At 60.2% G+C, this 13,593-nt stretch carries 9 protein-coding genes; 4 read left to right on the top strand and 5 right to left on the bottom strand.

Annotation, left to right across the window (positions count from 1 at the left end; all coding sequences use genetic code 11):
* Positions 1-12 precede the first annotated feature (12 nt).
* The 3 genes from NWI_RS10845 (at position 13) to NWI_RS10835 (ending at position 3,834) form a co-directional block, all read left to right on the top strand.
* Complete coding sequence (locus tag NWI_RS10845; protein ID WP_011315313.1) at positions 13-1,614, top strand: TonB-dependent siderophore receptor; 1,602 nt, start codon at positions 13-15, stop codon at positions 1,612-1,614.
* 391 nt (positions 1,615-2,005) lie between these two features.
* Positions 2,006-3,007 carry a FecCD family ABC transporter permease gene (locus NWI_RS10840; RefSeq protein WP_011315312.1) on the top strand — a complete coding sequence of 334 codons (1,002 nt, stop codon included), beginning with the start codon at positions 2,006-2,008 and terminating at the stop codon, positions 3,005-3,007.
* A complete protein-coding gene (locus tag NWI_RS10835) occupies positions 3,004-3,834 on the top strand; it encodes an ABC transporter ATP-binding protein (protein ID WP_011315311.1) in 831 nt (276 codons plus the stop codon). Before NWI_RS10840 ends, NWI_RS10835 begins: the two co-directional genes overlap by 4 nt.
* A gap of 6 nt (positions 3,835-3,840) precedes the next feature.
* On the opposite strand, the gene NWI_RS10830 is transcribed toward NWI_RS10835, so the two are convergent.
* Complete coding sequence (locus NWI_RS10830; RefSeq protein WP_244374900.1) at positions 3,841-4,818, bottom strand: ABC transporter substrate-binding protein; 978 nt, start codon at positions 4,816-4,818, stop codon at positions 3,841-3,843.
* Between the two features lie 383 nt (positions 4,819-5,201).
* On the opposite strand from NWI_RS10830, the gene NWI_RS10825 reads away from it, so the two are divergent.
* The gene (locus NWI_RS10825; protein ID WP_011315309.1) at positions 5,202-7,562 is read left to right on the top strand and encodes a TonB-dependent receptor; all 2,361 of its coding nucleotides are present in this window, start codon (positions 5,202-5,204) and stop codon (positions 7,560-7,562) included.
* 62 nt (positions 7,563-7,624) lie between these two features.
* On the opposite strand, the gene NWI_RS10820 is transcribed toward NWI_RS10825, so the two are convergent.
* From NWI_RS10820 to NWI_RS10805, 4 genes are all read right to left on the bottom strand, one after another.
* The gene (locus NWI_RS10820) at positions 7,625-8,707 is read right to left on the bottom strand and encodes an LLM class flavin-dependent oxidoreductase (protein ID WP_011315308.1); all 1,083 of its coding nucleotides are present in this window, start codon (positions 8,705-8,707) and stop codon (positions 7,625-7,627) included.
* A gap of 397 nt (positions 8,708-9,104) precedes the next feature.
* Positions 9,105-9,347, bottom strand: a complete 243-nt coding sequence (locus NWI_RS10815; RefSeq protein ID WP_041345019.1) for a hypothetical protein — start codon at positions 9,345-9,347, stop codon at positions 9,105-9,107.
* 65 nt (positions 9,348-9,412) lie between these two features.
* Entirely contained in the window at positions 9,413-9,658 is a 246-nt protein-coding gene (locus NWI_RS10810; protein ID WP_041345589.1) for a hypothetical protein, read from the bottom strand.
* Positions 9,659-10,042: 384 nt separating this feature from the next.
* Positions 10,043-13,156, bottom strand: coding sequence for a DUF2309 domain-containing protein (locus tag NWI_RS10805; RefSeq protein WP_011315306.1), 3,114 nt, complete (start codon positions 13,154-13,156; stop codon positions 10,043-10,045).
* Positions 13,157-13,593: the final 437 nt, after the last annotated feature.

The following is a 13,593-nucleotide window of genomic DNA, read 5'->3' as shown; positions in this document are numbered from 1 at the left end:
ATCGCAGGCCGAATGACATATGAGGACCGGGAGTTTTTCTACAATGTCGCAAAGAGCAACAAATACCTGCTCTATGGAATTGTCGAAGCCGACGTCACCGACAGTACGATGCTGACATTCGGCAGCGACATCATGCGTCAGGATGGTTCGAACTGGCGCTATGGCTTGCCGCGCTACTCGAACGGAGCAGATATAGGCTTGCCACGCAGCACGTTTCTCGCGCCTGACGAAAACCGCTGGCTGAGGAACACCACCAAGCAGTTCGTTCGCCTTGATCAGGAGCTCGGAGACAAGTGGACCCTGGGAATCGAGGCGTCGCGAGCGCACAGCAAGGTTGACGAAAAAACTCAGGTCTTCTGGGGTGCGATTGATCCGATCACCCTGTCCGGCCTTCGGAGCGGCACGGGACACGGCAGGCAATTTTATCGTAACGAGACCCAGAGCACGTTGGATGCCGTGTTGAAGGGATCATTCCATCTGCTTGGCATGGACCACAAGCTGACATTGGGCGCGAATATAATCCGATATGACAGCGGCGGAGAAACAAATGCACGCAACGGCGGCACTATATTTGTTCCGAACATATTCGAGTTCGATCCAGCCGATTTTCGATTAAATGATCCTTACTTTCGAATCTTCCAGTGGGCGACCAAAATCACGCAAAAAGGCGTTTACGGGTCGCTGGCGGCGAAAATCGCTGATCCGCTCACGCTTATCGTCGGTGGACGGTTGAGCTGGTATAATTACGACGATGCCATCACTACCTTTGACAGGAATACGGGGAACATCACCGGCACGACACTTACAAGGTTCGATGACAACAAGGTTTTTACGCCTTCCCTGGGCCTGGTGTATGATTTCTCGACGCATTGGTCCGCTTATGCGAGCTTTGCCGAGACCTATCAGCCGCAGGCCAATTCTCTCAGCGGACCATTACCCGGAACACCGCTCGGTCCCGTCACGGGGCGCACTTACGAGACCGGCGTCAAAGGCAGCCTGCTCGACGGGCGCCTGAATACGAGCATCGCGCTTTATCATGTCAACCGTAACGGCGAGGCGGTGCCGGACCCGGCCTATCCGCCGGTTACCGGCGACCTGGGCCGTAATTGCTGTTTTCTCGGTCAGGGCCGCATTGTCAGCCGGGGCGTGGATGCCGAGGTCAGTGGCGAAATCGCCGAGGGGTGGCGGGTTCAGGCAGGCTACACCTTCAACGACAATGAGAATGTAGTCGCAGGCGGCCGTTACAGCACGGTGACTCCCAAGCACCTGTTCAAGCTGTGGACGACCTATGCGCTTCGAGGGCCGCTTGATGGGTGGAAAGTCGGCGGCGGCGTGACCGCGCAAAGTTCATTCTACCGGAAGGGAGAGGCGAGAACCCTAAACCCGAATACCGGAGAATATGACGGACCTTTGGCCCCGTTTGAATTTACCGAGCCGGGCCGCGCGGTGGTCGATCTGTATGTGGAATACAAGATCAATCAGCACTGGAGCGCGACGCTCAACGTCAATAATGTCTTCGACAAGAGATATTACCAGACGATGGGATACGCAGACTACGCTAACTGGTGCGGCCCGCCACGTAATTTCCTGCTGAGCGCGCGGGCGAGGTTTTGAGCGTATGTCTCGGTGACGGGAGCGGCGAAGGATTCCTGGATTTTGATCGCTTCCGAATTGGCTGGAGCCTCGTCTCGGCGCTGGTAAATCCGCTGCTCGGATCGACGGTGCTTCCAGTCTCGTTCATGACGTGCTGGCGGGAGTGCTGCACGTATGGCTTGCGTAAGACGACCCTAACGTCGGACGACCGATATCGCTTAAGGTCCGGCCGTGCTCTCGCTGAATTCAGCTAAGAGAGGACATTCTGCCATCCGGCTTTACCTTGAGCCGTTGCGGCGGCTCGATCGCCATCCGGCTATCGACGTTATGTTCATAACGTGATAACGATGGCCGCCGCAGGTCGCGGCGGGATCGCGACCTGTTCGAGGCGATCGAGGGAAAAGCAACACATATGACACGCCTCATGTTCACGCCCGTGTTGCTGCTCGGCGCAATCCTGTTTGCTCTCACGATCGGCCGCTATCCGCTTCAGATTGGCGATGTCGTTTCTTTTTTTCTGGCTATGGCTGGACTGAAGCCGATGGCGCCGGAGAGTTATCAACTGCTTCATAATATCATCGTGGAAATTCGTCTGCCGCGGATTCTCGGCGCGGCGCTGGTCGGAGCGGCTTTGGCGTCGTCCGGCGCCGCCTTTCAAGCGGTGTTTCGCAATCCGCTGGTTTCGCCGGGAATTCTCGGTGTTCTCGGCGGCGCGAGCTTTGGCGCGGCGCTTGGTATTCTGCTGTTTGGCAACTGGGCGTTGGTCCAACTGTCCGCTTTTATCATGGGGTTGGTCGCGGTCAGTGTCGGACTCATGATTGCGAGCATGTTCGGACAAGCTTCGATGATCTTGCTTGTCCTCGGCGGCATGATTTCCGCCGCGCTGTTCACTTCTGCCCTGTCGATCGTCAAATACACCGCGGACCCCTACGAGGAGCTGCCGGCGATCGTGTACTGGCTGATGGGCAGTCTCGGCGGGGTGGACATGACACAGATTCGCTGGGCCATGATTCCGATCGTCGGAGGTCTTGTCGCGCTCTCGCTGTTTGGCCGCGCGCTCGATGCACTATCCATGGGCGACGATGAAGCGCGCGCGCTTGGCGTGCCGGCGCAACCGGTGCGTTACGGCGTGATCGGTGCGGCGACACTGGTCTCCGCGCTCTCGGTGTCGCTCGCCGGCATGATCGGATGGGTAGGGCTCGTGGTCCCGCATGTGGTGCGGCTTGCGCTCGGGCCCGGCAATGCGCGCCTGCTGCCGATCAGCGCATTCTGCGGCGCGATTTTCTTGATCGGCGCCGATTGCCTGTCACGCAGCATCATGCGCTCGGAAATTCCGATCGGAATTCTCACCGAACTGCTGGGCATTCCGGCCTTTATCATCGTGCTGCATCGAGCGCGGTCAGGATGGACATGATGACGTCCACACCCCACATCGAATGCCTTGAGGCGCGCACCGTTCATTTCCGGCGCGGGACGCGCGTCATCCTTGACGACATTACGATCAGTCTCAAGTCGGGCGAGATCGTCGCGTTGCTTGGAGCCAACGGCGCTGGCAAGAGCACGCTGTTTCGTATCCTGCTGGGCTTCTTGAAGCCCGAACGGGGCGAACTCCGACTCAACGACAGCCGGCTTGCGGAATTCTCACGCCGCGCCCTGGCGCAACGTATCGCGTACGTACCGCAGGCGCATGTCGCGCCGTTTCCCTATAAGGTGCGTGATGTGGTGCTGCTTGGACGTCTTGCCGAGACAGGCATCTTCCGCGCGCCACAAGCCGCTGATTATCGGGCCGTGGATGAGGTGCTGGAGCGGCTCGCGATCACGCATCTCGCCTTGCGCCGTTATACCGAGATTTCAGGCGGCGAACGGCAACTGACCCTGATCGCACGCGCGCTGGCGCAAGGCGCCGGCATCCTGATACTGGATGAGCCGATGACAGGTCTTGACTATGGCTATCAGGTCCGCCTGCTGAAGCATCTCGTTGATCTCGCAGGCAGCGGCCATGCCATTCTGTTCAGCACGCATAATCCTGAACATGCGGTGCGGGTGGCGACCCGCATTGTCGTGCTGCGCGACGGCGCGATCATGGCGGACGGCCCGCCGGCGCAGATCATCACCCCATCGCTCATTCGCGCACTCTACGGCGTTGCGGTCTCGACCCTGACGGATGTCGAGGGCCAGATGGTGATCGTTCCGACAATGGAACACGCGTTGGATGCGCGTCTTGAGCCAACTCGCGCGTAAACTTGATCACGGGCGGCCACTCAGTATTCTTTCAACTTCCGGCTTCGCCAACGATGTCTTGAAGAACATCGCGTAGAATGCGACGACTTCTTTCTTGATATCCCAATCCTTGAACAGATCAGGGTGGATGAGTTGCGCCGCCCACAGCACGGTCAGAGGCTCTTCGACGGTGCGGTTGCCCCACAGGTGCACGCCCGTCGGAATGGCGGCGACGCGGCGATTGCGAATGGCCGAGACGGTGCTGAGGCGGGGATCGGCATAGGCTTCCGCGACCTCGGCCGCGTTACTGAGTATCATCACTTCCGGGTCCCATGCCAGAAGCTGCTCGCGGGAGAAGGTCAGCGCCTCGGTCGGCCGATCGCCGTCCGTGACGCTGCGGCCGCCGGCCTGAGCGATCCACCACTCGGCAATCAGGTGTGGTTGGGTCATGCGCTTGAGATTGGCATAAAGTACCCGCGGCCGTTGCGTTGACCGCTGCGCCAGCCGCGTGCTGATGTTGCCCAGGGTCATATCGAAGTAGCTGCAATAGGCTTCCGCCGCTTCGGTCTTGCCGTAGATCTGGCCGAGCAGGCGCATCACCGCCTTCACGTCATTCGGCTGTCGCCATGCGAGAAACACCACGGGTGTGCGGGCGCGAGCCGCCAGATCGACGTTTCTCCGGTCCATTGTGAGGACGATATCGGGCTTCGTTTCGATCAAACCTTCTACCAGCGGAGCACCGCCGCCACCCTGTAGTACAGGGCGTCGGGAGATATCGGGATCGACAAGATACTGCATGCGCCAGCGTGGCCCGGATAGGTTCGGCGGCAGACCGTTGACAAGCGATCTCGCCTCACCAAGCGCGAACACGAAGCTGTTAAGCACCGGGACGGGGCCAATGGTCGCCACGCGCGCCACTCGATCCGCAATAATCACCCTACGGCCAGCCATGTCCGTGATCGTGCGGTCGGCCCGCGCGGGCGTCATCGACGACATCAGCATCATGATGCAAGCGAAAAGTGCAATGGCTCTCGAGTGGTCTATCCTGCGTTGAATCAAGTTCAGTTCTCCTGACCGCGAAGTACAGATTGCGTTGTTTTCGGTCGCCGCGCTGCTTGACGGCACGAGTTCCATTCTATACGAGATATCTATCTGTATATAACGAATTGAAGCACTCGCGTCACGATGCTTCGAACCGTTCTTTGCCTTGGTCGACGGGCGCGTGCCGTGCGCGCGGGCCTGATCGAAAGCGATCCGCGTCTGTTTTGAGAACGCGCGGATCGTTCGGCGACAGATCATTGTACCGGAGGGTACAGCGAATTTTCACACACATCGCGAGCAGAGCGGCGCGTTGCGCGTCGTCGCGTGGAAATATTGGGGACTGGATTGTGAAGAGAATATTGTTCATCGGCGCGCTGCTTGGCGGCGAGTCGTACGGCGCGTTGGCCGTAGCGCAGGATTCAACGAATCTTCCGCCCGTGACCATTGTCAGCGATGGTCAGCCGAGAAATGTGCGGCAGAACAGCACGACGAATGCACGGGGCCGGACCGCGCGACGTGCGCGACAGGCTGTGCCGAGCAATCAGCAACCTGTCCCGCAGCAACAGCAACAATCTGGCGGTGTTCGGGCATCGCAAAACTCCGTCCTCAGCACCACGCCGCAGTTAGCCGGCGCCAGCAGCGTGACACAGCAGGGCATCGCGATTCTGGGCGGACCGGCGCAGACGAGCTTCTACCAGCCGCTGGCCCTGATTCCCTCTGTTTCGGTTCAGACACCGGATCCGTATGGTTTGAATACGACGCGAAACATTAATATTCGCGGCAAGGGAGATTTTCATCTTTCACGCACGATCGACGGCTTACCGCTAATGGGAATTGTGGGCGGCTCCGATCTGTTCGATCTGGAGAACATTGGGCGTATCGACGTTTATCGCGGTGCCGTGCCGTCCGACAAAGGCATTGGCCTGTCGAACGCGACCGGCGTGATCAACCAGCTCACGCTGAGACCACAGGATAAAGCTGGCTTCACGGCGCGCCAAGCCTTCGGCACCGACAGCTTCTATAAGACATTCGTTCGAATCGACAGCGGCCTGAATCCGGAGACGGCAACCAAAGCCTTTCTGTCCGGGTCCAATATCGGTGTCGACAAGTGGACGGGCGCTGGCGACCAGAAACGCCAGAACGTCACGTTCGGGTTGAGCCAGGATTTCGGTGACCGTATCACCCTCGACGTTACCGCGGTCTACAACAACTACGCCGAGAATTTCTTTCGAGCGCTAACGTATCCTCAGACCACAAATCTAAGAAACAACTATAGTCATGACTTCAACACCACGCTGACGGGCGTCGCGGCAACCGACGTCAACTACTACAAGTTTAACCGGATGAACGCTAAAACGTTCGCGACTTTCGCAAAGCTTGATTATAACTTTGCCGAAGGACAGCATCTGCTGTTCAAGCCATACTACTGGGACAACGACACCACGCGATACAACGCGGCCGGAAGTAACGTTCAGATCTGGCGTCAGCAGAACCAGAACGTCGGTAGCGTTTTCGAGTACGCCGGGCAGTTTCCCTGGGGAACCGACGTCGTTGTCGGATACTGGTGGCAATCGATGAAGCCGCCGCCACCTCCGACGGATCAGCGGCGTTTCACCGTGGATGCGGCCGGCGGACTTGATTTCTCCCACTGGCAGAGTCTTGCGAGAATCGACAACTTCAGCGTCAACAGTCCGTACTTTCAGGTTTCGCAGAATTTTGGGTCAACCTTTGTGACCAGCGGTCTGCGCTACATGGTTCTCGGGGCACCGCAGATGTTGTACTACAACACTGCGGGAATTTCTGACGGCACTCACGGTCAGGCGCTGGCATTGAACCCCGCGATCTATCCCGATGCCACCCTGGCTGCACGGGACTATACCGCATGGCTTCCCAACGTCGCGATTCGTCACGATCTCAACCCGGCTCTCAGCGTGAATTTCAGCTATGGACGCAGATTCGGCCGCCCGGATTGGGGACCGCAAGCAAGCAATTACATCAGCAACCGCACGGTGTTCACCGCGAGGGGGTTCTCGCTGCAATCGCTGGTCGACAAGGTGCGGCCGGAAATCTCTGATCAGTTTGATGCTTCGCTACGCTTTAGCCAGTACGGGCTGACTGTGATCCCAACCCTGTTCTACGCCAAATACCAGAACAAGCAGGTCAAGGTCATCGATCCATCGATCGGCCCGAACATCGCATACTTTCAAGGCACCGGATCGAGCACCGGATACGGCTTTGAGCTTGAAGCGAACTATAGGTTCGACGAGCAGTTCTCAGTCTTCGGTTCGACGACGCTGGCATCCGAAACATTCGATTCCGATACGCCAACCCTGAGCGGCGGCGCCATGCTGGCGACCAAGGGTAAGCAGATCCCGAACACGCCGCAAGTCATGATAAAGGGCGGAGTAACCTACCAGGTGGACCGTCTGGCGATCATGCCGATCGTACGTTACATCGGCCCGCGTTTCGGTGAAGCCGCCAACACCCAGCGTGTATCCGGATACACCGTTGCGGATTTGACGATGTCCTATGATCTCGGGTCCCATTTTGGTGTCGAATCCCTGAATGCGAGCTTCTCGATCCAGAACATCTTTGATCGTCAGTACATCTCACAGATCTCTCCCAGCGACATCGATCTGAGCGCGGGCGCGACCTATTTCCTGGGAGCGCCGCGAACGGTTGTCGGATCACTGTCGATGAAATTCTGACAACACAGAACGGTACGACACATGCGAGTTGTGTGGCGTACCGTTTCTGACTCTCTGCTGTATCAGGTGGCCGCCAACGCTCTTTCGAGTTTTGGTCGCAGCACGCTCCCCATCAGGTCAAGCGATCGTTCGAGATGATCGAGCGGCAGGAATCCGAAGAAGGCGGAGAGGGCGTTGAGGTAGGTTACGCCAAGCTCGCCATGCAGCGCCATGAACTTCTCGGCGCAGGTCTCGGGCGAGCCGGTGATCACCATCTCGCGATAGAAATTATCTGGCTCCAGGCCCGCTTCGTCGATCACGCCATCGCGCCTGAACAGACCGAATCCCTTCAACCGTGTGGTCAGTTTCTCGATGGTCGGCCATAACTCCTTGCGCGCCGAAGCATCGGTCTCGCTGACATAGACGAAGCGGCCGAACGGCACTTCCGCTGGATTCCCGCCGGCGTCGACATATGCGCGCATCAAACGGCGCTGGTTAGGCATGCTGATAATGCCGTGGCAGATGATCTTGTGACCGCTTTTCGTTGCCCAGGCGGCAGTTTCGTTGGTGTTGGTGCCGACATAGATCGGCGGGTGCGGCGACTGAATCGGTTTCGGCTCGATCGAGTGAGCGGCATCGCCGAATGGAAGCCTGCCCACCGACCAGGCGCGCGGCAGGAATGTCAGCATATCCTTGAAATGATCGGCGGTGCCTTCGGGATTGACGCCATAGGCATTGAGATAACGGGGGTTGTTGCCGCGGGAAATGCCGACATCGACGCGTCCATTAGAGAGAACGTCCAGCGTCGCGATCTCCTCGGCAAGACGGATCGGGTTGTGCAGCGCCGCCAGCAATACGGAGAATCCAACACGCAGGCGCGTGGTGCGCGCCAGTATGGCCGAGGCCAGTATCAGAGGCGAATGGCATCGTCGCCCCTCGACCTCCACGATGCTGCCCTGGAAGTGTTCTTCGTTGAGCCAAATCCCGGTGAAGCCTAAAGCCTCGATCTTCTCGGCCAGATCGAGGATGTGGGAGGTCGAAATCGATTCAAGGCCACCTCCACAACCGGATAGTCCGAGCTTGAAGGATTGTGGTGCGTCGTTGGTGTTAGGCCCTGAGCGTTCAACGTCAGAGCTCGCGGTCGGCGCGTATACGGTATTGGTCATCGGGAACTGTCTCGTATGTGAAGAACTGTAGGAAATAAGTTCCGACGCGATCGATATCTGTGTTCAGATATAGCGATAATCGTGAGCAGAACTCGGCATGTCCGGCAGCGGTGCGGCATGATAAATGCCCAGTCCGATTGTTCTGGGAGCGACGCGCTCGACAGAACATTCAAACTACCGCGGTAAGATCAATGGTAGATGGCAGGTCGGGATCCAGAACGTAAAGTGAAGCATCAGATCGCCGTGCCGGTTGCGATCCGGCGGCGTCTCAATCTTTCAATGATCGCGCCAAGTCGGAACGCAGGATCGAGCTTTCTCCCGGCATTCCAACTATCAGGCTCCATCAAACGTCTTGTCCGGTACTCACGAAGGACCGGCGACAGGCGAGGGACCGGGTTTAATGTACGTCAATAGCGATGGAAGATTTCAAGGTTGTGCCTGGTTGAAAACTCGTCAAGGCGCGACCTTGAGTAGGGAACTGTCGCTCGTCCCAATCAATCCGCCATTCGATATTTTTCTCATCAAAGTAGGCTTCGGGAAATGCTTGTTGAAGCAACTCGGCGATCTCTCCGTCTCGTGGCAAAGCAAACGCATGACTTGGCGGCCTTGCGAACTTGTGCGCCTCCTTAGCGTGATGCATTTCAGTCTCCCACCCTCTGAATTACAGAATCACTTCTACAGCTTGCCGGCTGCGGCGGTGAATCATCAGCACTTGTCGACGTGAGAAAAGGCTACGCCTCTCTCCGAGAAAAAGGCTTCCAGCCGTGCGTTGGATTCCGCGTAGGTTCCCTTCTTCCAAAGCATACGCCATTCGTCAGCTTCTTCGTCATAGTTGGCCGAGGGAAAGGCCAGTTGAAAATGCTCCGCCAATTCTCCATTGCGCGGCATGTCGATGGCGTGAAGCTCGCACATCTTCGTAAGCGTAACATGGAGGAGCCCTGAATCTTTCATTTGCACATCCATCCCAGGATACTCGAGTGACGATACCTGTTGAGATCAACACCGTTCTCTAAGGCTCAGGAAGCCGACAAGCAGAAACGGCGCGTCTGACAGAGAGTACTCCATGAGGTGGAGTGCGATATAGTGTACTGAATATAGCGAAGTGCTGTCAAGTAAATCGGTATCCGGATTATGGGTTGGCCAGAATGGATATCTGCGATCACACGATCGACAAAGTCGAAAGCAGCGACGTGAGGGCCGAATGGCGGCGCGAATCTGCGTTGGCAGGCAGGGAGATGATGCGTTCGCGCGCGAGCCTTCAGTCAACCGTGGGAGCAAGCGCGTCAGAAGGCGAGGACCTGCCTCGATCGACGGCCGGATGCAGCTTGATCTCGTTCATGCGGAGTATTCCTTCTCGGCAGGAGCGATCAGAGGGGTCCGCTCCTCCCACTGGCCGTTGTTGAAGACGAAGGGCTTGTAGCCCTGGGTGGGGTCGATGACGATGGCGCGTATCCAGCCGCCGAGCACCAGGCTTTTGACCTTGACCACGCGCTCCAGCACGCGGCCGGCGAAGTCCAGCGGCGCCTCGATCAGCGCGATCAGGCGCATCGGCTCGTGGTAAGGGCGTCCCTCGCGCATCACCGTCTGCATCGGCAGGCCGGTGCGCAGATCGCTCAGGCTGCCGGTCATCACCCCGAAGCGCCCGGACACGTTGTGGTAGACCTTGCTGCCGCTGCCAAGACGGGAGTTGTCCACGGTGGAGAAGAAGTATTCGAGGTTGATCCACTGGCCCACCACCACCGGTCCCGTCAACAGATTCTCCAGCAGGCGGCCCCTGGGATCGCAGCGCCAGTCGTAGGACAGCAGGAAGGCGGAGCCCTGCAGATCCGAGTTCTCGGTGAGCGCGCGGCGGCCGACGATGCCGTAGACGTTCCCCGACAGTCCCCATTCGGGGCGGACCTGCGCCCAGTCCACCGCCAGGCGGTTCGCCAGGCGCAAGGCTTCCGCCGGCTCGAGCGCCTTGGCCTCCGGCAACAGCTTCGGCATGCGCTCGGCCGCGGTCAGGCGCGAGGCTGCTCGCAGGCTGTTACGTAGGCGTTCCAGGTACACCAGGTGGCGCGGCGGCAGCAGGTCGAGGTCGAACAGTTCGATGGCGTCGGTGGTGGTGACGTGCAGCGCGGGCATGAACCAGGTGTCTTCCGGGATGGTGATGCCCATGGCCGCCAGCCGCTCGCGTACAGCGGCCTTGTTGGCCATCTGCGCGAACACCCGGGCGTTCACGATGCCGCTGGCGCCGCCGCAGGCGCCGCAGTCCAGAGCTGACTCGTAAGGATTGTTCTCGGTCTTGCCGCCGTGGCCGACCACCAGCACGAAGCGCGAGAAGGTCTGGGTCAGCCCGATCATGGTCAGGGCCGTGTGCACGTAGTTGACCTGCTCGTCGAGCGAGTAGCCGATGCGCCCCAGCCGCTCGAGCTGATGATTGGTGTAGTCGGCATCGACGCCGTAGACCTGGCGCAGCTTGTCGATGAACTCGGTCTCCTGCGTCTGGGGCACGCCGAACGTCGTGCGCAGCCGCGTCGGCCCGTCGCGGCGGCGCAGCGCGATCTCGCGCAGCTCGCGGATTATCCCGGAATCCACCCGCTCGCGCTCGATCTTCAGTTCGGTGTGCAGCGCCTTGACGATCATCGCCCGCTGCAGGGTGCGGATGATGGAGTCGGCCTGCTCGCGGCTGAGCTTGTCGACCAGCAGGCGGGTCACCGGTTTTTCGGTGTCGATGCGGCGGCGCCAGCGGCTGTAGCCCAGGGGCGCCAGGGTTTTGCCGAACAGGTCCAGCCCGAACAGCATGCCCACCGCCTCCACCGTGACATAGGGCGAGAGCACCGACTTCTTGAGATCGTGCAGCACGTGGCCGAGCGTGCTGACGAAATCCTCGTTGTGGGGGTCCAGCGCGGCGGGCAGCTCCAGCACCAGGTTCTTGGGCGTGATCACCGCCGGGCAGTAGTGGCTTTCGCTGCCCTTGCCGTAGCCGAGGAAGCCCACCGGCACGCCGAAGAAGCCGGCGATGCCGAAGGTCTGGTAATTGCCCACGCGCTCCAGGTGGCGGCGGATGGGTTCGGCGCGCACGTCGATGCAGAACAGAGCTTGCGCGAAGGGCCGCTTGTCGGGCGGCGGATCCTGCGGCGCCTGCACCTGGGTGAGCAGCTTGTCGATGGCCTGCCCCTCCATCGCCAGCGTCCACACCATGCCTTCCTGCGGCGCGAAGTCCCGCAGCCCCTGCAACAGGCCCTCGACGTCCTCCGGCGCCAGCGCATCGAGCGCGGCGGTGGCGTTCGCCGCGGCGGCCAGCTCGCGCAGCGCGGCGGCCTGTTGCTGCCCGAGTCGGGCCTGCCACAGCGGCCAGTAGCGTTGCAGGAGATCATGGCAGCGGGCGCCGTTGCCGCGCGACAGCGTGTCGTCGATCCGCTGCGCCCAGTCGGGCAGCACCTCGCCGCTGTGCAGCGCGTACCGCAGCACGCATTCCGCGCCGCGTTCGCGCACCACGGCGCCAAGATCGTCACGCCGCATCGGCGTGCCGCGATGGCGCGCGCTTTCCTGCAGCAGCGCCAGCCCCATGACCAGCCGGATCGCCAGCAGATCGACGATATCGGCCGGGTACTGCTGCGCCCAATAGTAATGTTTGGCCGACGCCCGCCAGCGCACGAAGCCGGTCCAGCCGTGCAGCCGGGTGAGCACGCGGGTGAAGTAGGTCGGCCAGGCCTCGGCGCCGATGCCCATCTCCTCCATGACGTACACCACCGCGCTCTCGGCGTCCTGCACGTGGTCGAGGATGTGCCGCACATGCAGCCGGCGCAGGACCATGCGCGCGTTGCGCCGCGTGACCTCGCTCCAGGCGGAGAACAGGCCGCGCTCGCGCCCCGGCATCCGCCAGGCGGACTGGTCTTCGTCGAAGAAATCAAGGTAGCTTTTGATCACCAGGTCATCGAGCTCGTCGGCGAGTCCCGTGCCCCACAGGGCATCGACCGCCTCGGGCAGCGTGCGCGCGTGCAGGCGCTGTTCAAGCTCCGGCAGCAGCGCGGCGACGTCGACGGCCTGCGCGGAAGGCGGATGGCCGCGCAGCGCGGCGTGGACGTCCTTCGCCCGCACGCCGCGCACCACCGCATCGCGGTCGTGCGGCGTCTGCATCAGCGCATGCAGCCAGCGCGGCCAGTCGACGCCCGGCACCGGAGGCAGGTCCTGCGAGCGTCGCCCGATCTCCTCGTCGAGGGTCTCCGGCCGCACCTTGCCCTCGCGCCGCCAGCGCTGATAGTCGCCGCGCGGCAGGAACATGCGGGCGTGAAACAGCGCCGCGCCGCGCCGCACCGCCTGCTCGAACGGCATGCTCTCCAGTCTACGCAGCGGATTGCGGCTGATGAAGTTGCGCATCGGCCAGAAGAACGGCACCAACTCACTTGCCACATAGGCGGTCGAGCGCACCCGCAGACGCCGGCCGAGGTTCAATGCATCCACCATGACCATCCTCCGATCGAAGCCGGTATTGCGACAGTGACGCTAACGTCGATGAACACCGCCAAACGGTAAAAGTCCGACGGCCGACATACGCGCGTCGCCAGATACACAGGGATCGGTACGACGCAACAGCGGCCAGGAGGTTGGTGGTGTTTAGTTGAGGCGACTAGCCCCACATGCACATCTTAGGTGACGTGCCGACAAAGTAGAAATTCGATCTGTTTATTCCATGCCTAAGGCAAGCTGATGAAACATCGTCGATCGTCGAGGCGATCGCGAAGACCACGAGTCCTATGAGAGAGCGTATGAGGCGGAGCCAGGCGCCTCTCGCAATGTACGGCTGTTGACATAGCAACTCCGTCATTCATGCGTCGGAACGACGGTCGCGCTTTAAGTTGCGGAATTCATAAAGCCTGCGTCAGTTAAGAGGATTCTGCATT

It is taken from the genome of Nitrobacter winogradskyi Nb-255 (assembly GCF_000012725.1).
Taxonomy (GTDB): Bacteria; Pseudomonadota; Alphaproteobacteria; order Rhizobiales; family Xanthobacteraceae; genus Nitrobacter; species Nitrobacter winogradskyi.
Note: the sequence above shows the minus strand (reverse complement) of the source record. Positions and strands in the feature narration are given on the sequence as shown.

Excerpts from the sequence above, each read along its gene's own strand:
- NWI_RS10845 (WP_011315313.1), top strand. The coding sequence starts at position 13 with ATGACATATGAGGACCGGGAGTTTTTCTACAATGTCGCAAAGAGCAAC.
- NWI_RS10840 (WP_011315312.1), top strand. The coding sequence starts at position 2,006 with ATGACACGCCTCATGTTCACGCCCGTGTTGCTGCTCGGCGCAATCCTG.
- NWI_RS10835 (WP_011315311.1), top strand. The coding sequence starts at position 3,004 with ATGATGACGTCCACACCCCACATCGAATGCCTTGAGGCGCGCACCGTT.
- NWI_RS10830 (WP_244374900.1), bottom strand. The coding sequence starts at position 4,818 with ATGATGCTGATGTCGTCGATGACGCCCGCGCGGGCCGACCGCACGATC.
- NWI_RS10820 (WP_011315308.1), bottom strand. The coding sequence starts at position 8,707 with ATGACCAATACCGTATACGCGCCGACCGCGAGCTCTGACGTTGAACGC.
- NWI_RS10815 (WP_041345019.1), bottom strand. The coding sequence starts at position 9,347 with ATGCATCACGCTAAGGAGGCGCACAAGTTCGCAAGGCCGCCAAGTCAT.
- NWI_RS10810 (WP_041345589.1), bottom strand. The coding sequence starts at position 9,658 with ATGAAAGATTCAGGGCTCCTCCATGTTACGCTTACGAAGATGTGCGAG.
- NWI_RS10805 (WP_011315306.1), bottom strand. The coding sequence starts at position 13,156 with ATGGTGGATGCATTGAACCTCGGCCGGCGTCTGCGGGTGCGCTCGACC.